Source organism: Agrobacterium sp. A3-95 (assembly GCF_053521785.1).
Genome location: NZ_JBNWDR010000002.1, coordinates 389,610 through 413,241, shown reverse-complemented (window position 1 = coordinate 413,241; position 23,632 = coordinate 389,610). Strand labels below are relative to the sequence as shown.

Below are 23,632 nucleotides of genomic sequence, written 5' to 3'. Positions count from 1 at the left end.
GATTATCCTTTGATCCCGCCGAAACTCATCTGGGTGATGTATTTCTGCGTGAAGATGTAAATGATCAGCACAGGCAACAGATAGATGATGCCTACGGCAGCGATCATGCCGTAGTTCACGCCGGCGCTGTCCTGTGCCACGAAGAAGAGATAGAGGCTCATCGTCATCTGGCTTTTTTCGATGAGCAGGGTCTGGACGAAGACATATTCTTCCCAGCCACGCAGAAAGGTGAAGGTGGCAACCGCGATCAGCCCGCTTCTTACCTGCGGCAGAACCACCATGCGAAAGGCTTGGAAGCGGGTCGCGCCATCGGTGACGGCACTCATTTCGATGTCCCAGGGAACGTTGTCGAAAAAGCCCTTGAGAACAAAAATTGCAAACGGCAGCTCAAGCGCACTCATGACCAGCACGACGCCGAAGAGATTGTTGAGCAGGCCCATGTAATGCAGTTGCACGAAGATCGCGACGGTGAGCGCGAGCGCCGGAAAGGCATGCAGCAGCAAAAGCCCGCGCAGCACGTTTTCACGCCCGGCGAAGGTGAAGCGCGACAGCGCATAGGCGGCCGGCGTGGCGACCAGCGCGACGATCAGCGTCTGGGAAGCGGCAAACAGCAGTGAACTGCGCATGGCGGTCCAGACGGATGGCATCAGCGCCATGCGCGTGGTGCCGGTTTTCTCGATATCGCGGCTCCAGAGGAAACTGTAGTTGTCGATAGTCAGATGCGGCAGCACCAGTACGAAGACGAGCGCCGCAACCACGGCACCAAATGCCAGCCACAGCAGCGTGGGATTGCGCAGGCGCGCGGAAAGAAGCGCAACTGCTATCGCCCCGCCATAGGCAAAAGCGGCGATTGCGCCGCTGCGCCACAGCACAAGTCGGCTGAGATTGTCGTCGGAAGTCGTGAGCGACTTCACCAGCAGCCACAGGTAGGGCAGGAGAACCGGAACCGAAATCACCGTCAGGAACACAAGAATGACGGGAACGAAACCGGCGCGATGGGCAAGGCTGCGCCTTTCAAGACGCGTCCAGTCCGGCTTCAGATCAAGGGCACGCCTGCTGTGGGCAGGTGAGTGGGTGTGGGCGAGCGTCATCACAGCACCTCGATTTTGGCGGGAGCAAAAGTCGAGCGCATATTGCTGATGCGCCATTGAATGAGGGTGATGGCAACGCCTATCGCCATCAGGCCAAGCGCAAGTGCAGCACCATAGGCATAGGCACCGTTTTCAAAGGCGCGCCGGTAGATATAAAGCGGATAGGTCGTGGAATCGTAGACAGGCCCACCGCCGGTGATGAGCAGGATATATTCATAGGTCGTCATCAGTGAGAGCGCCTGATAGAGCGTGATGAAACGGATCGGTGCCGAGAGCGCGGGTGCGACGACATGGCGAAGCACACCCCATTCGCTGGCGCCATCGACGCGCGCGGCATTGGCCAGATGCGACGGTATGGAGCGGATGGCCGATGTGAGGATGACCATGGCGAAAGACGCGCCGACGACACCGTTCGCCACCACTACCAGAAACAGCGGAAAGTCGTTGCGCAGGTTGAGAGCGGGTGCGCCGAGCGCGCCAAGAAACTGGTTGAGCAGGCCGGAAGACGTCGGATCGGCGATCCATATCCACAGCACGCCATAAAGTACGGCGGGGCTCATGCGCGGCAGCAGCCAGAGGCCGCGAAAGAAGTTGCCTAGCCGGTCCGGTATCGCCGTGGTCATAACGGCCAGAAGCGCGCCAAGCCCGATATTGAAGATGAACAGCGTTGCGCCGACATAGATCAGCGTCGTCAGCAACACCATCGGCAGGCGCACGTCGCGCTGAAACATGCGCTGGAAATTCTCGACCGTGAATTTGCCGACCCTCAGATTTGCGCCCATATCGGTAAAGGCGATCACCAGATTGACGACGATCGGGGCAAGAAAGAACAGGCCAAGCAAGGCGAGAGCCGGAGCCAGATAAAAGATCGGCCGGGCCGGGCGGCGCGCCCGAAGCTGAAATTGAGACATTACGATATACCGGTGGGAACGCGGAAAAGCCGCCCGGCAGAACCGGGCGGCATGGTTTCGGGCAAACTCAGTTGCTTGCGGCGTCGCGGATTTCGATCTCCGCGCCAAATTGCAGCTCAAGCTCGTCGGCGATGAAATCGACCGCCTGCGCGGCCGTCATCTTGCCTGTCTCAACCGCTTGCAGACCGCTGAACAGCACCTTGTTGTAGCTGCCGAACTTGGTGTGGTTGGGCACGAACTGCGCGTATTTCATCATCGGCGAAGCAGCGGAGAGTACCCAGTTATCGCGGTATTTCGGCATGGCCGTCTGGGCGTTGCTGATGGCCGTATGATAGGATGTCACGGCGTGTTCGTTGTTGAAATAGGGCAATGTCGCAAGCGCCACGAGATCGGCGGCGATATCGGCATTGGCACTCTTCGGATTGAGGGTGTAGAGCAGCGGGTGCGACAGGTTGGCCGGCTTGCCGCCTTTTTCGGCTGCCGGAGCGGAAATCCAGCCGATCTTGTTGAAATATCCCTTGCCGTCGGTCGGCCAGGTCGCGCCGTTCTTGTCCCCCACCTGCCAGGCAACCGCCCAGACACCCTGATGGAAGATGAAGGCCTTTTCCTGCTTGAAGGCCGTCTGGATCGCCTCCCAGCTCATGGCGGTATTGTCGACGGGCGTCACGCCTTCCTTGGCATTGCGCTCATACCAGCCGAGCGCCTTGGCCATTTCGGCCTTGGGGAACATCAGCTTGCCGGTCTTTTCGTCCATGAACTTCACGCCATAGGACTGGAACACCATCAGATAGTCGATACCGACATTCGGGCGGTGCAGCATGCCGTATTGTGCGGCCTTGCCGTCTACCACTTCCTTCGACAGGGCCGTCAGATCGTCGAGCGTGAATTCGCCGGCGTCGACCTTGGCCGGAAGGCCTTCGATGAAGGCTTCGTCCTTGCCGATCTTGCGCAGCATGTCCTTGTTGTAGAAGAACATGCGGATTTCCGCGTCCTGCGGAATGCCGTAAATCTTTCCGTCCGTCGCCTTGGCCGAATTCCACAGAACCGGCAGGATATCGCCATAGACCCAGGGAGCAGCGGCGATCTTGTCTTCCATCGGCATGGCATAGCCGTCCTGCGCGAACTGGCCGATCCATTCATGCGGCAGGATGTAGATATCCGGCCCCTGCCCCACCGAAAACGCCTTCAGCGTGTCGAGCGCGAAGGAGTCCCAGCCCTGCACGGCGCTGTTGTTGATGTCGATGACGACGCGTTTGTCGACGCCTGCTGCCTTGAACTGCGCGTTCATGATGCCGGCGGCAGCTTCGATGTTGGTGACGCGGCCGGGCGCATTCTTGTCGGCGAGCGTCCAGAGCTTGATGTTGATGTCTTCGGCAAAGGCGACAGCCGGCAAAAGCGCGCCGAGGGCAACCGTGGCCATCAGGGTGAGAGACTTGAACATGTGATCCATTCCCGTTGAAACTGATTATTTAATTAAGTTGCTTAATTAACAGCTTCATGACATTTCCCTAGGTAAAGCGCGGGAGAGTGAAACTTTGACTGAGAGACGGCAGGGCGGGCTGGCAGGCATTGGCGCAACACAGGGCGCGCTTCTGGGATATATCAGGCGCAAGGGTTCGGCCTCGCGGGTCGAACTTGCCGACTATTGCAGCATAACGCCGGCTGCCGTGAGCATGATGACGCGAAATCTGCTTGAGCGCGGTATCATCGAGGAAGGTGCACGCCGGCAGGAAGGCCGTGGCGCGCCCCATATCGACCTCACGCTCAAAAAAACCGTCGGTTACGCCCTTGGTGCGCACGCCAACCGTTATTCGGTGATGTTGACGCTGTTGAATTTCGGCGGAGAGATTGTCGGAGAATTGCAGATGCGCGGCTCCTATGACGCGTTTTCCGATGTCCAACGGGCACTTCAGGACGGATCCGAAGAACTACTGACGAAAAATGCAATCAACAGGAGCCAACTGATCGGCGCGGCCATTGCCATGCCGACCCGCTTTCGCAAGGAAGCCATGTCGCTCGATCTTGCCGAAGAGGTTATTTCCTGGGCCGGGCCTGACCTTTCCGCCATGCTGCGCGAGGCGCTGCGTTGTCCGGTGATCATAGAAAATGATGCCAATGCCGCAGCCATGGGTGAACTGACGCTTGGCAATGCGGACGGACACGAAAATTTCGCTTATCTCTATCTCTCCGAGGGGATCGGCGGCGGCATCATTATCAAAAATGAGCTTTATCGCGGTTATCTCGGCAATGCCGGCGAGATCGGCGCCTTGCGCGGCCGCAGCACCTCGCGGCCCTCCTTCGAAGACCTGGCGGCATGGTGCTTGGAGCATGTGGGAGAAAAACCCTCGGGGCGCGCACCCGAGGTCTGGACGGATTACCTCTTGCGCAACTCCGCCGTGTTTGAGGCGTGGCTGGAACGGGCGGGACCCGAGGTTGCGCGCCTCGCCTTCGCTGTCAGCGCCGTTCTGGCGCCCACGGCAATCTTTGTCGGCGGCACCTTACCAAGGATCGTACGACAGCGGCTGGCGGAATGGCTGGATTACGAACGCTCGGACCCGTTCGACGGCGCAAAGGTGATACAGCCGAAAATCCAGCTGCCGGATGTGGTTGCGACAGACCCCGTGGCCTTCGGTGCGGCGGCGATGATCCTGCACGGCGTCGGAGAAGTGCGTTAAAGGCCGGAGCGCATGTCCCGGGGAAGGCCTCAGCCGAGATTGGTCACCATGAAATAGATCAGCCAGCAATGCGCTATCACCAGCACGGCCCAGGCCCATTTTGCAAGTCTGATATCGACATCGATGACGGTATTGCTGATTTCCGCCACGCGAAAAGCCTCTTCCTCAACCTGGTTCTCCGGCGGGCGAGATTTCAGCGCCTTCCTGGAAACCGGCTCGCCCACGACATAAAGCCTGTCGTTCGCAACTGATGGACGCGGGCCGTCGTTGGCGCTCCCGTCAAGGGAAAGCACGTCGTCACCCGAGGCGCAACTCACCGCTAATAGCTGTGATGACACCCGCCTGTTACGCATGTTACCTCCATTGGGCATCACAAATCTTCCACACAATAAAAATAAAAAAATTCACCTGCTGCTCCCGACAAAGCCTTGGCTTTACCGGGCATATTTGCGATGCGCGCAATACGCGCCGCGCCAGTTGAACCCCTTCTCGCCCCACGCTTTTGCGCTCCCCCGGAAACGCATCGGCATCAGCCCCGCCATTAACGTGCCGGGCTTCCCGGCAAATCGTGCCTTCCCGCGTAAGGCCTTACCTCCCGCTGGATCAGGAAGACGGATTTCTCGACCGGCAGCGGTTCGGCTGTCCGGTAGCGATGAGACCGCTTGGAATATTCAAACCGGATCCGCCTGTCTTCGAACTTCCCCGCCAGAACGCGATAGCCGTTGACGACCTCGTTCAGTATTTCCAGCTCTTCTCCCCACAGCCAGCCACCGTAAGAAGTGCCTTCGTTGGAGCGCAGCACGATCTCGAAAAAATGCCCGCCGGCCGCAAATGGCATGCGGAAAATAATATCGAGATTGTCCTCATCTTCGTCGTCGCATGCCGACAGTCTGGCATGGGCAACCTTCGCATGGGCCAGCGCCGAGACCGGATAGAACGGGCGCCCTTTGAACCACATGAACTCACACACCGCATAACCGACGTCGTCGGCACGCTGGTAAGGTTCAGTACGCGGCTCGAACGCCATGTAGCTTCCGTTAAACGCTATCAATTTCGAAAATTCCCGATGCCTGCCTGATGCATGATTGATGTTTTCCGCCCGTCGCCCGCGCCTCTATTCACGACAATAGGCAAGCGGCGTCACACCAGCGTCAAATGGAACGCCAATGATGACTTTCAATTTCCCGGACACATTGTTAGATGGTGATTCATGAGGGAACGAAATTGGCTGGGAACGCTGAACTGATACCGATCCGGCTTTTTGGCACCCCGCGCTGCGATGCGGTGCGGCAAGCGTTTTTCCCGTCCAAGGGCTTTGCGCTCACTGCCGCCTTGATCCTTGCTCCCAACCAGTCCCTTTCCCGCCAGCAGGCCGCATCGCTGTTGTGGGAAAACGTCGAGCAAAAAAGGGCACTCGGCAATTTGCGGCAGCTGATCCTGCGCCTCCAGAAGCTGTCGAGCGATGACGATGCCATCCTTCTGACAGAAGGAAACGACCTGAAGGCCGGAAAGCTGGCGCAGCGAACCGACCTTGCGATCTTTCTTGCCGGTGCGAGAGCAGAAGATCCGATGCAGCGGCTGCAAGCCCTGCTCGAATTCGGCGGCGATCTGCTGGAGGGGCTGGAGGCTGGGCAGGACCACCTTTATCTCTGGCTGCTGTCTGAGCGACGCCGTCTCAAGGACCTGTTCTTTTCAAGCTATACACCGCTTCTGGAGGAGTTGACGCGGTTCGGCCGCGCCAGTTCGAACAACATCGCATCGCTTGCCGAATGCGCGCTGAAGATCGAGCCGGAGCGCGAGGAAACCTACCGCGCCGCCATGGCGGCCTATGCGCGGGTGGGAAACACCAGCGCCTGCGAGGGAATTTTCCAGCTTCTGATGGAACAGCTCCGCCAGGAGGACCGACCTCCGGAGGCCGAGACAGTGGCGCTTCGACGGCGGATACAAAGTCTGGCCTCGACGATAGTATCCCCCGCCGAACCGGATGAGGGTAGCCGCCGAAAACCGATGGCAAAACCACGCGTCGCCTTCAGCCGTCCGGTGCGGGTGGACGGGCTTGCGGTATCGCCGGTGATGAGCGCCTTTGTCGAGGATGTCGCCAATAGTCTCGTTCGATACCGGACCTTCACCGTTCTTTCGACGCACAGCACCTTTGTAGCGACACACGACCGGACCGACGACAGTTATGCAATGTTGCGGGCGGATTACCGCATCGTCTCCACGGTTTTCGACGATGCCCGCATGTCGGTAGCGCTGATCGAGGAAGCGACCGGAGAAATCGTCTGGTCGCTGGAGGTTGTGCTGACCGCGCGGCATATTCACGCCGCTTTTCGACTGCTGTCCAAACAGGTGGCCGCGGGGCTTGCCCGCGAGATCGAGCGGCTTCAGGTGGAACCAGACCGCAACCACAGCGGCGAGGCCTACCGGCAATTGCTGGAGGGCCAGCAGCTTCTGCGCGGCAAATGCGACCTGCCGCTTCTTCGAAGAGCCCGCTCGATGTTCCGTAAGGCAGTCGATCTGGATAACAGCATGGCGGTTGCCCGCGCCCGCGTGGCGCAGAGCCTGCAGCTGGAATGGCTGATGCTGGGCGGCAACGACCCCCACCTGCTGCACCGCGCCAAGGCGGAGGCAGACGCCTCCGTCGAAATCGATCCCGCTCTTGGCGTCGGCCACTGGATGTGCGCCGTCGTGGCGCTCTACCAGCGGGATTTCGACATATCCGCCGAAAGGTTCTTCGAAGCCGAGGCGCTTGCGCCCAACTCCGCCGACCTTTTGCTCCAGCATGCCGATGCGCTCGCCCATTTCGGCGATGCCGAAACCGCATGGGAAAAGTTTCAGCAAGCCATCGACCTCAATCCGCTCGCACCCGACATATACTGGTGGGCGGGCGCCAGCATCGCGTTCAAGCGTGAGGATTACGGCGCGGCAGTAGAACTGTGCGCGCGCATGGAAAATGACGAGCCGGCATTGCGCGTCTTGACCGCGAGCCACGCGCTCCATGGTGATTTGGACGCTGCCCGGGAAACCGGCAGCAGGCTTCAGGAAAACTATCCGGGTATGACGGCGAGGGAAATCAGCAGCCTGTCCCCAGACCGAGACCCGGTAGCGAATGAAAAATTCTATAACGCACTTCGATTAGCTGGGATCAAATAGGAGTTATTATGTCCTCGCACTTCTTTATTGTCGGAAAAAAGGGTTTCGGCGTTCTCTTCATTCGCACGGCACCGCTCAGGGTTGCGTCCGTCTCGCATGAGACGATTGCCGCCTATGAAGCCAGCCATCCCGGTGTGGACGGTTACGCGCGCGTTGCTGCGGCAGCAAAATCCATGCTCGTTCGTCAGGACGGCCAGCCCGAAAACGAGCTGGATCAGGTACAGATCCAGGGCATCGAAGCCCTCGTCGCCGGCGGCGCTGTCGTTTCCGAGGCCGATTTCGCCTTTGTCGGCGAAGTGATCGATGCCGGCTGGGATTTCAACCGCATGGTGCAGGCACCGATCGAATCGGCCCTGAAGGCTGTTGGTCCGGCGGGTTCCGTCACCGGCGAGCTGTTCGACGCCATCCTTGCCGACGACACCAACGCGGCGCCTTGATTGCGGCCCCGCAGCCTTGACCGCTGACGGCGCACATATTCCAGCGACAGCGGCTTTAGGGCATCCGGACGCTTCGTTCTTTGATCCCGAACTGCTTCGGCGGTTCGGGATTACCCGCGTCGGAGACGTGACCGGTCTCGATATTATCGGCATACCCGTCTGGTTCGCGACGCGGCCCAATTCACGCGGACTGTCTGTCTCCCAGGGCAAGGGGCTTGTCGCGGAGCAGGCACGGCTTTCCGCGATCATGGAAGCGATCGAAGGTGCCGTCGCCGAAGACACCCGCAAACATATCACCACTTTCGGCTCCATTCGTGAGATGCGGGACAAGGGCGCCCCTCTCGTTCCTTTCGAAACAATCGGCCGGGTCGACCCGGACACTCTTGATCTGCGAAACCAACGCGCCTGGGTGAAGGGAACATCCATACGCCAGCAGCTGGAGGTTTTTGCCCCCTATGAACTGGTGGGCATGGATTTTCGCACGGATTTCCCCTGGGACCGGCAGGCCTTTCTCATGAGTTCGCAAGGTCTTGCGGCGGGTTTCGACCATGACCACGCGGTTCTGCACGCCCTGCTCGAACTCATCGAAAACGACGCCTGCTTTCTCGTCGATACCTTCGAAACCCGCAATATCGCGCCGGAACCGGTCGTGTTGCCGATGGGTGTCGACGCATCCTTCGATGCTCTTGTTCAACACCTTTCACATATCGGACTGCCGCCCCGCTTCTTTGATCTCACCAATACGCTCGGCGTGCCTGTAGTCATGGCAAGCCTGCCACGGTCAATCCACGCGCAGGACGGACTTGCCACCCGCAGCGCTGCCGGCGCAGCGTGCCGGTTTGGCACCTATGACGCGGCAATTGCCGCGCTGCTGGAGGCGATCCAGTCGCGACTGACTGACATCAGCGGCGCAAGGGACGATCTCTCTCCTTTGCGCTACCAGCGGGATATGTTTGCGGCGGGACCGGCGGCATCCGAGGTGCGGCCGATGGACCGGATCCCGGCCAGTCTCGATTTTGCGATTAGCGATCCGGCTCTACCCCCGTGGCGTCAGCTTGCAGAGCATCTTTTTGCCGCCGGGATCGACGACATCTATGTCTTTGCGCTGGAAACGGGCGTATCCGGTCTGCATGTCGTCCGGGTTCTGGCAAGCGGCCTCACCCCTGCCGGTGGTGGCCTTCAACGTATATCGCAGCGGACGCTCGACCGGTTCCTGAACCTCGGAGGCCTTTGATGAAGCCGGTGGTTTTTGCGGGCCCGTCCATCCACGGCATCACACCCGCGCAGATTTCCGGCCTCGATCTTCGTGGCCCGGCTGCCTGCGGCGATATTTTCGACGCGGTAAAGCAGGGTGCCCGGACAATCGGGCTGATCGACGGCCTCTACGGTGACTGCGCCGCCGTGTGGCACAAGGAAATCCTGTTTGCACTGACAGGCGGCGTCACTGTTCTTGGTGCCGCCAGCATGGGCGCGCTAAGAGCGGCGGAATGCGCGGCCTTCGGCATGATCGGCATCGGCGAAATCTTTGAAGCCTATCGGGACGGGCTGCGTTTTTCCGACGCCGATGTGGCAGTCAGCCACGCGCCCGGCGAACTCGACTACCGCCCGCTGACAATCGCGCTTGTCGATGCCGAAGCGACGCTCGAAGCGTGTCGCGCCGCTATCGCCCCAGAGGAACACGACGCCTTGCTGAACGCCGCCCGCAAGCTGCATTTTAACCGCAGGACATGGCGTGCAATGGCAACTGAGGCAAACCTCAACCTCGAGACCGCAAATTTTCTGGCCGGAAACGCGGTTTCCGCCAAACGCAACGATGCGGCCCGGCTTTTAGGCCTGCTTGGCAGCGGAGAATTGCCATCCCCGCCGCCGCAATCGTGGAAATTACAGAACACGGTACTTTTCCAGCAATTGGCCACGCGGAAGACGGCGGGAGAAAAAGCGTCTTGACCGCTGCCCCGCACCCATCTCTGCTGCCCGATTGCGGAGGGCTGATCCGGACAATCGCGCTTGCCTTGCCCGCCGCGTTTTTTGCGGGTGACAGGGCTGACGGGGGCGTATCTCCTCTCATCCCGATCGGAAACCTGCTTTCGGCTCTGCCTTCCGACGTCACGGCCCTTGTTCTTATCGATGGCCCCTGTCTCGCCTCCGCTGAAAGCTGGCTCAGCAGGCTGGCAGCCACCTGCACCGCAGAACTGTTGCCGCTCGATGCAACCAGCAGCGTTTCGCACCCGTGGATACAGGACGTGTTCCACGTTCGGACTGCTGATGGGATCGCAACCGAACTGCTTTGTGCATCGGAAAGCGCCATCATTGGCGAGCTCGCCAATCGTCTCGGGCTTGCCGCCAACGCTTCGCATGTCACTTTGCCGGGCGGTAACCAGCTAGTCGGGCCGGACTTTCGATTGGTGGGCCATTCCAGCCTGCAGGACGACAGGGGTATGGCAAACAATGCGGCAACCGAACGGCCGCAACAATGGCGGCGGGTTCAGGCACTCGACTACAGAACCGTGCGCAGTTTCGGATATCGGCCGGAAGACCTCGGCAATGCCTCGGCCTCAATCGCTCTTACCTTGGCAAACACGTCGCCTCCGGCGATCACCTTCGGAAAAATCCACCAATGCGGTTTCCACGTCGACCAGTTCGTTTCGGTCACAGGTCTAAGACGCGATGGCCACCCGCTATTGCTGGTTGCGGATCCGGTGGCCCATGAATGCAACGCCCGTAATGCGATGGATTTGAAACGAAAACTGGATGCCTCCGTTCTATTGCTGGCACAGCAGGGCTTCGCAATCCTGCGAAATCCCATTCCGGTTTTACCCGCCATCGACACCAAAAAATGCCTGCCTCGGCTTTATAACAACGTGCTTGTCGAAAATATCGTGCGCTCCGACCAAGAGAAGCCATTCGTCTGGGTTCCCCATTTCGGTGATGCGGAAACGCTCGACGGTTTCGACCGAGAGAACAGGAAAATTTGGGAAAGACTGGGCTTTCAAGCCATCGGCGTGGCAGGCTGGAGCCATTTTGCCAGCCGAAACGGGGCATTGCGATGTGCAACAAAGGTGATAAACCGTCAACCAGCACAGCATACCGACGGAAAACAGCCTTACTTTATCAGTAACACCTCACAATACCCGTGGAAATTGTGTTGAATGTCTACCTTCAACAATATTAATTGATAAATATCCAATTTAAGAACCTCACAACTGGAGGAGTTCATGATGCAGGCCAAACTACCCAGCCCGATCGATGTGCATGTGGGTACACAAATCCGAATGCGCCGCAAGTCGCTCGGCATGAGTCAAAGCGCGCTGGCGGGCCGGTTGGGCATTACCTTCCAGCAGGTCCAGAAATACGAAAAGGGTGCCAATCGCGTCGGCGCGTCCCGTTTGCAAGCCATTGCATCGGTTCTCGGCGTCGATGTCAGCTCTTTGTTCGCCAATGCGACGCCGGATGTCGGAAACGCCAATCCCGCCCTTGGCACGATCAATGCCATGCAGTCTTTCGTTGCGTCGAATGAAGGATTTTCGCTCAATCAGGCCTTTGCCCGAATCAAGAGCGCAACCGTGCGCAAGAGCATCGTTGCCCTCGTGACATCGCTTGCGGCTACCGAAGCGGCGGAAAATAACGGCGCGCCGGAAAACAAGAGCGACGATTGACGCAGGTGTGACGCTCGCGTGACGCTCGATGTGGTCGAAAATGAACAACGCGGGATCAACGCGTTTTCATACTGTCGACTGTCGAGAGGGAATCATGGTGGCGTCTACCGCAGCAATACTTGAAGAGGACAATGCAGACGAGATTCTGGCGCTCGGGCGGATGGTTTCCTATCTTTGCCAGCGCTCCAAATCTCTGGAACTGGGGATGTCGACCTATTTCCTAGAAATGGCATTGCTGTCGCTGGCCCAGGACATCAATCAGCATGGCTCGCTACCGGCCGGCGCAGAAATGAACGGCAGCAGTTTCGCACACGCCGAACTCCATTAAAACACCGCTTTTTAACGACCGCGTCTGCAATTGCGCAGAGCCGCAGACATTTTTCGTCTGCGGTTCCGGCTGGGCTGAAACACACCGGACGCATATATTTTTTAGTCAACTCCAAGAACTTTTGTTCCCAGCATTTGTCGAGGCCCGGTTTTTACCGGGCCTCGATTTGTAGTGGAAGTAAAGACGACAGAATTCTGTCGTCAGGCAACGACCGCGCCCGGACCCGCCACAGCACCCGGCGGCACCTTGCCCAGAATAATCATGCCGAGGACCTCGTCCTTCGTCACATCTTCCGTGCGGGCATGGCCGACCACCTTGCCGTTTTTCATGACGAACACCCGGTCGGCGAGATCGAAGACGTCATGGATATCGTGGCTGATTAGGAAGATGCCGATGCCCTGCCGTTTCAGTTCCTTGACGAGATCGCCGACCTGTGCCGTTTCCTGCGGCCCGAGTGCTGCCGTCGGTTCATCCATGATGAGGATGCGGGCATCGAACAGAATGGCGCGGGCGATTGCCACGGACTGCCGCTGGCCACCGGAAAGCGCCTTCACCGGCTCCTTGAACCGCCGGAAATTGGGGTTGAGACGCCCCATGACCTCGCGGGCCGAAGCTTCCATGGCGACATCATCCAATGTTCCCCATTTCGTCTTCAGCTCGCGGCCGAGATAAAGATTGGCCGCCGCATCGACATTATCCGCCACCGCCAGCGTCTGGTAGATGGTTTCGATGCCGTATTTCTTGGCGTCGCGGGGATTGCGGATATCCGCATCCTCGCCGTTGATGAGGATTTCGCCCCCATCCCGCCGGTATGCACCGGACAATATCTTGATGAGCGTCGATTTGCCGGCGCCGTTGTGGCCAAGAAGGGCCACCACCTCACCTGGGAAAAGATCGACAGAGGCGTTTTCCACCGCATGGATACCACCGAAGGAAATGGAAATATTGCGCATTTCCACGAGGGGCGTGACTTGTTCCGTCATTGGGGTTCTCCTCGGTTCTTACTTGGCGCGGGCGCGGTAGATGGTGTCGAGCCAGACGGCGACGACCAGAACCACACCGACCACGATGCGCTGAAAGGGCGTATCGATGCCCACAAGCACCATGCCGGATTGCAGCGATTGCATGACGAGCGCGCCGAGCATCGCGCCCGCTATGGTGCCGACGCCGCCGGCAAGCGAGGTGCCGCCGATGACCGCCGCCGCGATCGTATAAAGTTCATCCAGTTCACCTTGGGCATTGGTGGCCGCGTTGAGGCGGGCAGTCGAGATTGCCGCAGCGATGGCGCATAGAACGCCCATCAGCGTGAATATCTTGACCGTAACCCAGCGGGTCTTGATGCCGGCGAGCTCCGCCGCCTCCGGGTTGCCGCCGATTGCGAACACATAGCGTCCGAAGCGCAGCCGCGTGGCGATGAAGGTCATCACCGCGCCGACGGCAAGCGCCATCAGCACCGGAATGGCAATGCCGTGCGGAATGAACAGACCACCATCAGGCCAGGCTATGCCGTTGGCATCGGCATAGTTGCGGGCAATGTTGACCGGCCAGGGATAGCTGTTGACGACAGCCACGAAACCGACGACGACGACGCAGCCAAGTGCCACCAGGAAATATTCCGCCCAGACGGGCCGCAGCGGAAAACCGAAACGGCGACGCTGGTGGCGGGAATTGAGGATTGCCGCAACAATGGCGACGCAGGCGACAATGGCGGCGATCCAGCTCCAGGTCGCACCGATCGAGCCGCTGGTGCCGCCACCCATCAGGCGGAAGGTGGAATCCATCGGCGCCACGGTGCGGCCGCTGGTGACAAACCATGTGCCACCGCGCCAGACCAGCAGGCCACCAAGTGTGACGATGAAGGACGGCACGTTCAGGAAAGCGATGATCGAGCCCTGCAGCATGCCGATCGCTCCGCCGACAAGAATGCCGACCAGAAGCGTGACGATCCATGTCGCCCAATGTTCAAAGCCGAGGAGCTGCGGCAGGATTTCCGCCTGCATAACACCCATGATCATCCCGGAAAAACCGAGGATCGACCCGACCGACAGATCGATGTTGCGGGTAACGATGACAAGCACCATGCCTGTCGCCATCACCGCGACCGAAGCGGTCTGGACGGAGAGGTTCCAGAGGTTTCTCGGCGTCAGGAACAGCCCGCCCGAAAGAATATGGAAACCGATCCAGATCAGAAGAAGCGCGCCGACCATGCCGAGCAGCCGGGTATCAAGCTCCGTGGCACTGATGAAACGCGAAATCGAGCCCGTCTTTTCCGTCTTGGGGGACGCTGTGGAATTGGATTGTGTCATGTCGGCCATGGACTGCCGGTCCTCCTTACATCTGAAAGGCGCCGCGCCACGTGTCAGTGGCGCGGCGCCCAAACATCAACCTAGCGGTCTCAGTTGCAGGCCTTGACGGATCCGGCCTTTACACCCTGGCAGGCCGTTTCCTTCTTGATCCAGCCGGCGTCGATGACGACGTTCAGATTGTCCTTGGTAATGGCGATGGGCTTGAGGAAGACTGACTGCATCGTCACTTTTTTCGGACCGCCATCAAAAGCGGCAACGCCCTTGATTTCCGTCATCTTCTTGCCGCCCGCAAGTTCCAGCGCGATGCCGGCAGCTTCCTTGCCGAGTTCGCGGCTATCCTTCCAGACAGATACCGTCTGCGTGCCGAGCGCAACGCGGTTGAGCGCGGCGAAGTCCGCATCCTGACCGGATACGGGAACAGAACCTGCGAGGCCCTGCGCGGCAAGAGCGGCAATTGCGCCACCGGCCGTTCCGTCGTTCGAGGCGACGACCGCATCGACCTTGTTGTTATTCTTGGTCAGGAACTGCTCCATGTTCTTCTGGGCATTTTCCGGCTTCCAGCCATCGGTATAGGCTTCGCCGACATTCTTGATCTTGCCCGCGTCGACAGCGGCCTTCAGGACTTCCTGCTGTCCGGCAAAAAGAAAGTCCGCATTCGGATCGGAAGACGAACCCTTGATGAAGACGTAGTTGCCTTCCGGCTTGACCTTGAAGACTTCGGCGGCCTGAAGGCGACCGACTTCCTTGTTGTCGAAGGTGATGTAGAAGGCGTTCTTGTTTTCGATCAGGCGGTCGTAACCCACCACCGGAATACCTTCAGCGACGGCCTTTTCAACGGCCGGGCCAATCGCGTCGCTGTCCTGCGCAAGAATGATCAGCGCATTGGCGCCCTGGGAAATCAGCGATTCCACGTCGGTCAGCTGTTTTGCGGCGGACGACTGCGCATCGGCGGAAATATACTTCGCACCGGCCTTGTCGAGAGCTGCCTTGATTGCCGCCTCATCCGTCTTCCAGCGCTCTTCCTGGAAATTGGACCAGGAAACGCCAACGACGAGATCAGCAGCAATGGCTGCGGTGTGCAGGGAAACGAGTACAGCTGTACCCGCCAAAAGCTTGGCAAACGAATTCATGATGTCCTCCCGGTAAGGGCGAAGCCTGCACCTCCATGCAGGGAAAACGCCCGGAAAAAGCTGTCGGGCTCTGTGATTTCACAATTTTCTCGACAGTCGAGAAAATTAATGTCAGAGATTCCCCATGCTGTCAACAACGGCTGCGGGCAGCATCCGGGTGCCTTGATCTTGCTCGTGGCGTGCGTCATCAGAGGGGATAAGCACGACAGGAAAAAAGCCGTTCAGGGAGCATACCCCAGCCCATGTCCGCCATTGCAAGCACGGAACTGGTGCGCCAGAAAAACAGCCTGTCGGTGATGGCAGCGCTGCGCCTTCATGGCAGCCTATCCCATACGGACATGTCCTCCTTCACCGGGCTTGCCTCCGCCACCGTTTCCGCAATCACCACGGAACTCGAGCGGGCCGGCCTAATCCTGCGCAAAGAGCAGCTAGCCGCCGCCGGGCGCGGGCGGCCGCGCATCCTCTTTGGGCCTGATGGTGCTTTCTGCCACGTCGCCATCGTCATCATTTCGTCCGACAGCGTGCAATATTCGTTGGTCGACTATGCCGGCAAGCTGGTGGACCGCTTCACCGAGCAGAGGATCACGGCTGAAAAAGGGTCATTCGGCGGCTCGATCCTCTCCGGCCTCGCACGGCTTGCGGACCGTTCGCGCATCGACCGGCACGACATTCTCCAGGTGTCGATCAGCAGCAAGGGGCTTGTGGACGCGGCAGCGGCGGTGCTCGTCTGGTCGCCGGTGCTCGGAACCGAAAAGATAGATTTCCAGCAGCTCATTTCTCAGGACGGCCGCATCCGCGTGACGCTGAACAACGAAACGCTGCTGGCCGCAAAAGCCATCTGGATGCAGGAGCAGGCAAAGGACGGCCCGAAACCGGAGGCACTTGTCACCCTGTCGCTCGGCCACAGCATTGGCCTCGGCATTGCCCGCGCCGCGGGTGGCGGGATAGAGGTTAGCGCGCCGAATTTCGGACATATGCTGCATCTGGCCGATGGCGCCCTTTGCCGCTGCGGCACCAGAGGCTGTATCGAGGCCTATTCAGGGTTTTATGCAATCCTGCGTTCGGCATTCGAGGCCCCGCCGCAGGCGGAACCGGCAAAATTCGTGCCGATTGCCGAAGTGGACAAGATCGCCGCTTCCGCCCGCGCCGGCGGGCGCATGGCGCGGCTTGCCTTCCGCACAGCCGGGCTTGCACTCGGCAACGGCCTTTCACGTCTGTTCAGCCTGCACGGCCATATGCCGGTCTTCATCACTGGCCCCGGCACACGCTATTTCGATCTTCTGGAAATCGGCCTTCACGATGGCCTTGCGCAATCGCAGTCGGTACGCTTCGGCGGAATGCCAAAAATCGGCATCGCGCCCAACGAACCGGAACTGGTGTTCGAAGGGCATATGGAACACGCTCTGTCCGCCGCCGACGACTATATATTGAGCGCTGATGGCCCTGAAAGAGCGGCAAGGAACTCGGGGAACTGACGGGACAACTCGTAAAAGCTCAGGCCTGCTCCGTCACGGCTTCGCCCTTTTCCTTGACACCAGTCAGCGTGGAAACGAATTCATCCAGAGCGGCAGCCTCGTCCCTGCTCAACCGCAGGCCCTGTTTAGTGCGCCGCCAGAGAATATCCTCGGCTGCAAAGGCCCATTCGTGTTCCACCAGCCAGCGCACTTCGCATTCGTAAAGTGTGCCGCCGAAATGCCGGCCAAGGCCGGAAACATCGGTGGCGACACCGAGCAGTTCCGCAGCCTTCGTGCCGTAGTTTCTGATCAGCCGCTCGGCATGGCGTCCATCAAGGAATGGGTAACGGGAGACAAGCGCCCTCACCTGGGCGTCATATCTTTCCACCCCGAAGTCACCGCCCGGCAGATACGAGCCCGCCGTCCAGGGCTTGCCCTTTTCTCCGATGGCTGCGCCGATCTTTTCCAGAGCATGTTCCGCCAGCCGCCGGTAGGTGGTCAGCTTGCCGCCGAAGATATTGAGCAGCGGCGCTTCGCCCTCTGCCTCTTCAACCTTCAGCACATAGTCGCGTGTGGCTTCCTGCGCCTTTGAAGCGCCATCATCGAAAAGCGGGCGCACGCCGGAATAGGTCCAGACGATATCATCCGGCTTCACCGGCTCGCTGAAATATTCGCTGGCGGCATTGCAAAGATAGGAAATCTCTTCCTCGGAGATGCGTACCTTGGCCGGATCGCCCTTGTAGTCGCGGTCCGTGGTGCCGATCAGCGTAAAATCTTGCTCATAGGGAATGGCGAAGATGATGCGGTTGTCCGGGTTCTGGAAGAAATAGGCGCGCGGATCGGAAAACTTCCTGCGCACGATGATGTGGCTGCCCTGCACGAGACGAACATTGTGCACATCGTTGCGGCCGAACACGCCGGACAGCACGTTATCCACCCATGGGCCAGCGGCATTCACCAGCATGCGCGCTCTGTGCGTGGCTGAACGGCCGGTCTTTTCGTCCAGCGTCTCGATAAGCCACACGCCGCCTTCGCGCCGTGCGGAAACGACCCGCGTGCGGTTCATGATCGTCGCACCGCGATCCGCCGCGTCACGCGCATTCAGAACCACGAAACGGGCATCGTCCACCCAGCCGTCGGAATATTCGAAAGCCTTGGCAAAGACCGGCTTCAGAGGTTTGCCTGCCGGGTCTTGCCGTAGATCGACCGTGCGCGTCGGCGGCAAAAGCTTGCGGCCGCCGAGGTTGTCATAAAGAAAGAGGCCAAGCCGGAGCATCCATGCCGGACGCACGCCGCCTTTCTGGAGCGGCAGGACGAAGCGCATGGGCCAGATGACGTGCGGGGCCATGGCCCACAGAATTTCACGCTCCATCAAGGCTTCGCGCACCAGACGAAACTCATAATGTTCGAGATAACGCAGGCCGCCATGGATGAGCTTGGTGGCTGCCGAAGACGTACCGGAGGCAAAATCGCCCTTTTCCGCAAGCGCCACGGAATAGCCCCTACCCACGGCATCGCGGGCAATGCCGCAACCATTCACGCCACCGCCGATGACAAAAAGATCGAATATGTTTTCGCCGGACATAGGGCCTCCCAAGACAGCGCCGGGGACCATTTCCCCCTACGTTGAAAGATTATCGTCATAAAAACGAAAACAAAACGAATGTCAAAAGAAAACAAACGAAACCCATGTTTTCAGCACAAGCGAACGGCAACTGCCGCCGGTGAATCACTTCGCCAGCGTGTTTTGGGATGTCGGTACGGGGTCTGTGTTTCAGACGTGTGTCGGAGTGACCTGCTCAAGCTCGTAAAGCACGCCGCCCATATCCTTTGGATGCAGGAAGAGAACGGGATTGCCATGCGCGCCGATCTTCGGCTCGCCATCACCTAAAATGCGGATGCCTTTTTGGACGAGATCGTCTCGCACGGCCAGAATATCCGGCACCTCAAAGCACAGATGATGCGTGCCGCCACCCGGATTTCTTTCGAGGAAGGCGGTAATCGGGGAGTTCTCTCCAAGCGGATGAAGAAGTTCGATCTTGGTATTGTCAGCCTGAACGAAAACCACTGTCACGCCGTGTTCGGGCAGGGATTGCGGCTCGGAAACTTGAGCGCCAAGCGCCCTGTATCGCGAAACCGCGGCATTAAGATCGGGCACGGCAAGGGCGACGTGGTTCAATCTTCCGAACATGGCCGTATTCCTCTCACGCGTTGCGCCGGATGCCTTCCAGCAGATCGAGAACCTTGTTGGCCGCATCCATGACATTGGTGCCGGGTCCGAAAATCGCCGAAACGCCGTGGTCGAGCAGGAACTGATAATCCTGGCGCGGAATGACGCCGCCGACGACGACGATGATGTCCTGGGCACCCTTCTGCTTGAGCGCCTCCACAAGCTGCGGCGCGAGCGTCTTGTGGCCTGCGGCAAGCGACGACATGCCGACCACATGCACCTTGTTCTGAACCGCAAGATCGGCTGCCTCGGCAGGCGTCTGGAACAGCGGCCCGGCCAGCACATCAAAACCGATATCACCGAAGGCCGACGCGATAACCTTCGCGCCGCGATCATGCCCGTCCTGCCCGAGCTTTGCGACCATGATGCGCGGTTTGACGCCGAGCCGTTCTGCCACGCCGGAAAGCCGCGTAGCGAGCGTGGCAAGCTCCGGCTCGTCCTTGTAGGCTTCTCCGTAAATATCCTCCACCACTTCCGGCACGGCAACGTAATCGCCGAAGACGGCACGCAGCGCATCGGAAATCTCGCCGACGGTGGCGCGGGCGCGGGCGGCGACGACTGCCGCCTCGAGAATATTACCCTTGCCGCTACGGGCAATTTCAGACAATGCCGCCAGCGCCTTCGAGACGTCCCCGCCGTCGCGGCGACGTTTGGTGTCCTCAAGGCGGCGGATTTGCGCGGCGCGTACGGCGGCGTTGTCGATATCGAGAACGTCGATATCCTCCTCGGTTTCCAGACGGTAGCGGTTGACGCCGACGATGACTTCCTCGCCCTTGTCCACGGCCGCCTGCCGACGCGTGGCCGCCTCCTCGATCAATCGCTTGGGCAGGCCTTCGGCCACCGCTTTGGTCATGCCACCAAGCGCCTCCACCTCCTCAATCAGCGCCCAGGCTTTTTGCGCCAGTTCATCCGTCAGGCTTTCGACGTAGTAGGAACCGGCCAGCGGATCGACGACCTTGGTGACGCCGGTTTCATGCTGGAGAATAAGCTGGGTGTTGCGGGCGATGCGGGCGGAAAATTCTGTCGGCAGGGCAATGGCTTCATCAAAGGAATTGGTGTGCAGCGATTGTGTGCCGCCCAGCACGGCGGACATGGCCTCGAAAGCGGTGCGGACAATGTTATTGTAAGGGTCCTGTTCCTGAAGAGACACACCGGATGTCTGGCAATGGGTGCGCAGCATGAGCGACGATGCCTTTTGCGGCTTGAACTCTTCCATGATGCGCGACCAGAGGAAGCGGGCGGCGCGCAGCTTTGCGGCCTCCATGAAGAAATTCATGCCGATGGCAAAAAAGAACGACAGGCGGCCGGCGAAATCATCGACATTCAGTCCCTTGGCAAGGGCGGCCCGCACATATTCCCGCCCATCCGCCAGCGTGAAGGCAAGCTCCTGCACCAGCGTGGCACCTGCCTCCTGCATGTGATAGCCGGATATCGAAATAGAGTTGAATTTCGGCATCTCCTTCGCCGTATATTCAATGATATCAGCAATGATACGCATCGAAGGCTCGGGCGGGTAGATGTAGGTGTTGCGGACCATGAACTCCTTGAGAATGTCGTTCTGGATGGTGCCGGAAAGTGCGGCACGCGAGACACCCTGCTCTTCCCCCGCAACGATGAAATTGGCGAGCACCGGAATGACGGCCCCGTTCATGGTCATGGAGACGGAGACCTTTTCGAGCGGTATACCATCGAACAGGATTTTCATGTCCTCGACGCTGTCGATCGCTACGCCTGCCTTACCGACATCGCCTTCAACGCGCGAGTGGTCGCTGTCATATCCGCGATGAGTGGCAAGATCGAAGGCGACCGAAACACCCTGTTGGCCGGCGGCGAGCGCCTTGCGGTAAAAGGCGTTGGAAGCTTCGGCAGTCGAAAACCCGGCATATTGGCGGATCGTCCATGGCCGCCCGGCATACATGGTGGCGCGCGGGCCGCGCGTGAAGGGTGCAAAGCCCGGCAGGCCATCGAGATGTGAAGCCTTTTTCAGGTCATCGGCCGTGTAAAGCGGTTTGACGTCAATGCCTTCGGGCGTATGCCAGACGAGTGCATCCGGTGAACGCTTCAGCTCCTTTTCGGCAAGCTGCAGCCAATCCCGCACCGTTTTTTCACCCGACATGCATATCTCCCCTTCTGCATTTCATTTTCAGTACTGTGACTGGTGATCGTGACCGAAATCCAGCCTACCCCGTAACCCGCTCCGCCCCTCATCCGTTCCTCAAAAACGGTATCAAGCCCTATTCAAATTCGATGATAACCTCATCCACGGCGAGGCTATCGCCCGGCTTTGCCGACACTTTGGCGACCCGGCCGCGTTTTTCCGCACGCAGGATGTTCTCCATCTTCATTGCCTCCACCGTCGCCAGCGCCTGACCGGCTTCCACCTCGTCCCCCTCGCCAACCGAGATCCCGGTGATGACGCCCGGCATCGGGCAGAGCAACAGTTTCGACGTATCGGGCGGCAGCTTTTCCGGCATCAGCAGCGCCAGTTCCGCCACGCGCGGGCTGCGCACATGGGCGAGAACATCCATGCCGCGCCAGCGCAGACGAACCGCCGCACCGGCAAGATCGACCTTGGCGGCGATCACCTCGCCCCCCACCGTGAACAGGCCAAGGCTGCGGCCGGGAAGCCAGCCGGTAGCGACCGTCAGCGCAGCACCATCCTCAAAACGGATTGCCATGCCTTCAGCACCGGTTTCCACGCTGACGCTTCGACGGGATTGACCAAGCGAAACCACCCAGTCCTGACCGACAATGCGACGATGATTGCCAATGGTACCGGAAATTTCGACCGCACGGTTTTGAAGCCGCTGGTGGATAACGGTGGCGATGGCTGCGAGCTTGCGCACGGAAGCCTCATCGGGCTCCACCCCGGAAAAGCCCTCCGGAAATTCCTCGGCGATAAAACCCGTCGTCAGACGGCCGGCCCGAAAACGCTCGTGCTGCATGACAGCCGAGAGGAACGGCAGATTGTGGCCGATGCCCTCCACTTCGAAACGATCCAGCGCCTGCCCCATGGCATCGATGGCGGTTTCACGATCCTTTGCCCAGCTACAAAGCTTGGCGATCATCGGATCGTAATACATCGAGATTTCACCGCCTTCGAAGACGCCGGTATCGTTGCGGATCACGGTGCCGTTTTCCTGCTCGCCCTCTTGCGGCGGGCGATACCGCGTCAACCGGCCGATGGAGGGCAAGAAATTACGATAGGGGTCTTCGGCATAAAGCCGGCTTTCGATTGCCCAGCCGTTCAACCTTATATCGGTCTGCCCGAAGGACAGCTTTTCGCCTGATGCCACGCGGATCATCTGCTCGACAAGATCAATGCCTGTGACGAGTTCCGTTACCGGATGTTCCACCTGCAGGCGCGTATTCATTTCCAAAAAGTAGAAATTGCGCTCGCCATCGACGATGAATTCCACCGTTCCGGCCGAATGGTAACCGACTGCTCTCGAAAGAGCCACGGCCTGCTCGCCCATGGCCTTGCGCGTTGCCTCATCAAGAAAGGGCGATGGCGCTTCCTCGATGACCTTCTGGTTGCGGCGCTGGATCGAGCACTCTCGCTCGCCAAGGTAAAGAATATTGCCGTGTTGATCGCCCAGCACCTGAATTTCGATATGGCGCGGCTGGGTGACGAATTTCTCGATGAAGATGCGGTCGTCCCCAAAGGAAGATTTCGCCTCGTTTTTTGAAGACTGGAAACCCTCGCGCGCCTCCGCATCGTTGAAGGCGATGCGCATGCCCTTTCCGCCGCCGCCGGCCGAAGCCTTGATCATCACGGGATAACCGATCTCGGAGGCGATCCTCACCGCCTCATCTGCATCCCCAATCAGCCCCATATGGCCGGGCACGGTGGAAACACCGGCTTCCGCCGCGAGCTTCTTGGAGGTGATCTTGTCGCCCATGGCCTGGATAGCGCCGACCGGCGGGCCGATGAAGATGACACCCGCCTTCTCCAGCGCCTCGGCAAAGGCAGCGTTCTCCGACAGGAAGCCATAGCCGGGATGCACCGCATCAGCCCCGGTCTTCTCGATCGCAGCAAGGATTTTATCGATGACGATATAGGACTGCGACGAGGGCGCCGGACCGATATGAACGGCCTCATCCGCCATCTTCACATGCAAAGCATTGGCATCAGCATCCGAATAGACGGCAACCGTCGCAATGCCCATCTTCTTCGCCGTCTTGATGACCCGGCAGGCGATCTCGCCGCGATTGGCGATGAGGATTTTCTTGATCACGCGATTATTCTCCCCTCTTCCCC

Annotated in this window: 21 protein-coding genes; 9 read left to right on the top strand and 12 right to left on the bottom strand. The window is 59.4% G+C overall.

Annotation, left to right across the window (positions count from 1 at the left end; all coding sequences use genetic code 11):
- Window positions 1-2 precede the first annotated feature (2 nt).
- The 3 genes from ACQZ5Y_RS07500 to ACQZ5Y_RS07490 form a co-directional block, all read right to left on the bottom strand.
- Window positions 3-1,091 carry a carbohydrate ABC transporter permease gene (locus ACQZ5Y_RS07500; RefSeq protein ID WP_174060042.1) on the bottom strand — a complete coding sequence of 363 codons (1,089 nt, stop codon included), beginning with the start codon at window positions 1,089-1,091 and terminating at the stop codon, window positions 3-5.
- On the bottom strand, window positions 1,091-2,002 hold the full coding sequence (locus ACQZ5Y_RS07495) for a carbohydrate ABC transporter permease (protein WP_174060043.1): 912 nt from the start codon (window positions 2,000-2,002) through the stop codon (window positions 1,091-1,093). The genes ACQZ5Y_RS07500 and ACQZ5Y_RS07495 overlap by 1 nt, the downstream gene beginning before the upstream one ends.
- A 67-nt stretch (window positions 2,003-2,069) precedes the next feature.
- On the bottom strand, window positions 2,070-3,443 hold the full coding sequence (locus ACQZ5Y_RS07490; protein ID WP_003511284.1) for an ABC transporter substrate-binding protein: 1,374 nt from the start codon (window positions 3,441-3,443) through the stop codon (window positions 2,070-2,072).
- Between the two features lie 94 nt (window positions 3,444-3,537).
- Here ACQZ5Y_RS07490 and ACQZ5Y_RS07485 point away from each other — a divergent pair, with 94 nt between their 5' ends.
- Window positions 3,538-4,677 carry an ROK family transcriptional regulator gene (locus ACQZ5Y_RS07485; protein WP_174060044.1) on the top strand — a complete coding sequence of 380 codons (1,140 nt, stop codon included), beginning with the start codon at window positions 3,538-3,540 and terminating at the stop codon, window positions 4,675-4,677.
- Between the two features lie 29 nt (window positions 4,678-4,706).
- Here ACQZ5Y_RS07485 and ACQZ5Y_RS07480 read toward each other — a convergent pair whose 3' ends face one another.
- Both ACQZ5Y_RS07480 and ACQZ5Y_RS07475 read right to left on the bottom strand, forming a co-directional pair.
- Window positions 4,707-5,030, bottom strand: coding sequence for a hypothetical protein (locus ACQZ5Y_RS07480; protein WP_236762999.1), 324 nt, complete (start codon window positions 5,028-5,030; stop codon window positions 4,707-4,709).
- A gap of 188 nt (window positions 5,031-5,218) precedes the next feature.
- Window positions 5,219-5,704 (bottom strand): hypothetical protein, encoded by a 486-nt coding sequence (locus ACQZ5Y_RS07475; protein WP_065704399.1) that lies wholly within the window; start codon window positions 5,702-5,704, stop codon window positions 5,219-5,221.
- Between the two features lie 173 nt (window positions 5,705-5,877).
- Here ACQZ5Y_RS07475 and ACQZ5Y_RS07470 point away from each other — a divergent pair, with 173 nt between their 5' ends.
- From ACQZ5Y_RS07470 to ACQZ5Y_RS07440, 7 genes are all read left to right on the top strand, one after another.
- Entirely contained in the window at window positions 5,878-7,830 is a 1,953-nt protein-coding gene (locus ACQZ5Y_RS07470; protein WP_019564845.1) for a BTAD domain-containing putative transcriptional regulator, read from the top strand.
- 8 nt (window positions 7,831-7,838) lie between these two features.
- Entirely contained in the window at window positions 7,839-8,267 is a 429-nt protein-coding gene (locus ACQZ5Y_RS07465; RefSeq protein WP_003511290.1) for a hypothetical protein, read from the top strand.
- Window positions 8,268-8,304: 37 nt separating this feature from the next.
- Window positions 8,305-9,501 (top strand): YcaO-like family protein, encoded by a 1,197-nt coding sequence (locus ACQZ5Y_RS07460; RefSeq protein ID WP_174060183.1) that lies wholly within the window; start codon window positions 8,305-8,307, stop codon window positions 9,499-9,501.
- Window positions 9,501-10,214, top strand: coding sequence for a TfuA-like protein (locus ACQZ5Y_RS07455; RefSeq protein WP_174060046.1), 714 nt, complete (start codon window positions 9,501-9,503; stop codon window positions 10,212-10,214). Before ACQZ5Y_RS07460 ends, ACQZ5Y_RS07455 begins: the two co-directional genes overlap by 1 nt.
- A complete protein-coding gene (locus ACQZ5Y_RS07450; protein WP_174060047.1) occupies window positions 10,211-11,416 on the top strand; it encodes a hypothetical protein in 1,206 nt (401 codons plus the stop codon). The genes ACQZ5Y_RS07455 and ACQZ5Y_RS07450 overlap by 4 nt, the downstream gene beginning before the upstream one ends.
- Window positions 11,417-11,485: 69 nt before the next feature.
- Entirely contained in the window at window positions 11,486-11,923 is a 438-nt protein-coding gene (locus ACQZ5Y_RS07445; RefSeq protein WP_025595440.1) for a helix-turn-helix domain-containing protein, read from the top strand.
- Window positions 11,924-12,017: 94 nt separating this feature from the next.
- Entirely contained in the window at window positions 12,018-12,251 is a 234-nt protein-coding gene (locus ACQZ5Y_RS07440; protein WP_065687904.1) for a hypothetical protein, read from the top strand.
- Between the two features lie 200 nt (window positions 12,252-12,451).
- Here the strand turns inward: ACQZ5Y_RS07440 and ACQZ5Y_RS07435 are convergent, their stop codons facing one another.
- From ACQZ5Y_RS07435 to xylF, 3 genes are all read right to left on the bottom strand, one after another.
- Window positions 12,452-13,234: an ATP-binding cassette domain-containing protein gene (locus tag ACQZ5Y_RS07435; RefSeq protein ID WP_013761766.1), complete on the bottom strand. Its 783-nt coding sequence runs from the start codon at window positions 13,232-13,234 to the stop codon at window positions 12,452-12,454.
- Window positions 13,235-13,252: 18 nt separating this feature from the next.
- Window positions 13,253-14,566: a sugar ABC transporter permease gene (locus ACQZ5Y_RS07430; protein WP_112291988.1), complete on the bottom strand. Its 1,314-nt coding sequence runs from the start codon at window positions 14,564-14,566 to the stop codon at window positions 13,253-13,255.
- A gap of 80 nt (window positions 14,567-14,646) precedes the next feature.
- The gene (gene xylF, locus ACQZ5Y_RS07425; protein ID WP_003511300.1) at window positions 14,647-15,687 is read right to left on the bottom strand and encodes a D-xylose ABC transporter substrate-binding protein; all 1,041 of its coding nucleotides are present in this window, start codon (window positions 15,685-15,687) and stop codon (window positions 14,647-14,649) included.
- Between the two features lie 242 nt (window positions 15,688-15,929).
- Between xylF and ACQZ5Y_RS07420 the strand changes: the two genes are divergently transcribed.
- Complete coding sequence (locus ACQZ5Y_RS07420; protein WP_162647934.1) at window positions 15,930-17,162, top strand: ROK family protein; 1,233 nt, start codon at window positions 15,930-15,932, stop codon at window positions 17,160-17,162.
- A gap of 19 nt (window positions 17,163-17,181) precedes the next feature.
- On the opposite strand, the gene ACQZ5Y_RS07415 is transcribed toward ACQZ5Y_RS07420, so the two are convergent.
- From ACQZ5Y_RS07415 to ACQZ5Y_RS07400, 4 genes are all read right to left on the bottom strand, one after another.
- Window positions 17,182-18,726, bottom strand: coding sequence for a glycerol-3-phosphate dehydrogenase (locus ACQZ5Y_RS07415; protein ID WP_174060048.1), 1,545 nt, complete (start codon window positions 18,724-18,726; stop codon window positions 17,182-17,184).
- 189 nt (window positions 18,727-18,915) lie between these two features.
- Window positions 18,916-19,332, bottom strand: a complete 417-nt coding sequence (gene mce / locus ACQZ5Y_RS07410; RefSeq protein WP_003511303.1) for a methylmalonyl-CoA epimerase — start codon at window positions 19,330-19,332, stop codon at window positions 18,916-18,918.
- A gap of 13 nt (window positions 19,333-19,345) precedes the next feature.
- Complete coding sequence (gene scpA, locus ACQZ5Y_RS07405; RefSeq protein WP_003511304.1) at window positions 19,346-21,487, bottom strand: methylmalonyl-CoA mutase; 2,142 nt, start codon at window positions 21,485-21,487, stop codon at window positions 19,346-19,348.
- 118 nt (window positions 21,488-21,605) lie between these two features.
- Entirely contained in the window at window positions 21,606-23,609 is a 2,004-nt protein-coding gene (locus tag ACQZ5Y_RS07400; protein WP_174060049.1) for an acetyl-CoA carboxylase biotin carboxylase subunit, read from the bottom strand.
- Between the last annotated feature and the right edge of the window lie 23 nt (window positions 23,610-23,632).

Excerpts from the sequence above, each read along its gene's own strand:
- ACQZ5Y_RS07490 (WP_003511284.1), bottom strand. The coding sequence starts at position 3,443 with ATGTTCAAGTCTCTCACCCTGATGGCCACGGTTGCCCTCGGCGCGCTT.
- ACQZ5Y_RS07480 (WP_236762999.1), bottom strand. The coding sequence starts at position 5,030 with ATGCGTAACAGGCGGGTGTCATCACAGCTATTAGCGGTGAGTTGCGCC.
- ACQZ5Y_RS07500 (WP_174060042.1), bottom strand. The coding sequence starts at position 1,091 with ATGACGCTCGCCCACACCCACTCACCTGCCCACAGCAGGCGTGCCCTT.
- xylF (WP_003511300.1), bottom strand. The coding sequence starts at position 15,687 with ATGAATTCGTTTGCCAAGCTTTTGGCGGGTACAGCTGTACTCGTTTCC.
- ACQZ5Y_RS07465 (WP_003511290.1), top strand. The coding sequence starts at position 7,839 with ATGTCCTCGCACTTCTTTATTGTCGGAAAAAAGGGTTTCGGCGTTCTC.
- ACQZ5Y_RS07475 (WP_065704399.1), bottom strand. The coding sequence starts at position 5,704 with ATGGCGTTCGAGCCGCGTACTGAACCTTACCAGCGTGCCGACGACGTC.
- ACQZ5Y_RS07435 (WP_013761766.1), bottom strand. The coding sequence starts at position 13,234 with ATGACGGAACAAGTCACGCCCCTCGTGGAAATGCGCAATATTTCCATT.
- ACQZ5Y_RS07440 (WP_065687904.1), top strand. The coding sequence starts at position 12,018 with ATGGTGGCGTCTACCGCAGCAATACTTGAAGAGGACAATGCAGACGAG.
- ACQZ5Y_RS07445 (WP_025595440.1), top strand. The coding sequence starts at position 11,486 with ATGCAGGCCAAACTACCCAGCCCGATCGATGTGCATGTGGGTACACAA.
- ACQZ5Y_RS07415 (WP_174060048.1), bottom strand. The coding sequence starts at position 18,726 with ATGTCCGGCGAAAACATATTCGATCTTTTTGTCATCGGCGGTGGCGTG.
- ACQZ5Y_RS07420 (WP_162647934.1), top strand. The coding sequence starts at position 15,930 with ATGTCCGCCATTGCAAGCACGGAACTGGTGCGCCAGAAAAACAGCCTG.
- scpA (WP_003511304.1), bottom strand. The coding sequence starts at position 21,487 with ATGTCGGGTGAAAAAACGGTGCGGGATTGGCTGCAGCTTGCCGAAAAG.
- ACQZ5Y_RS07430 (WP_112291988.1), bottom strand. The coding sequence starts at position 14,566 with ATGGCCGACATGACACAATCCAATTCCACAGCGTCCCCCAAGACGGAA.
- ACQZ5Y_RS07470 (WP_019564845.1), top strand. The coding sequence starts at position 5,878 with ATGGTGATTCATGAGGGAACGAAATTGGCTGGGAACGCTGAACTGATA.
- ACQZ5Y_RS07495 (WP_174060043.1), bottom strand. The coding sequence starts at position 2,002 with ATGTCTCAATTTCAGCTTCGGGCGCGCCGCCCGGCCCGGCCGATCTTT.
- ACQZ5Y_RS07455 (WP_174060046.1), top strand. The coding sequence starts at position 9,501 with ATGAAGCCGGTGGTTTTTGCGGGCCCGTCCATCCACGGCATCACACCC.
- mce (WP_003511303.1), bottom strand. The coding sequence starts at position 19,332 with ATGTTCGGAAGATTGAACCACGTCGCCCTTGCCGTGCCCGATCTTAAT.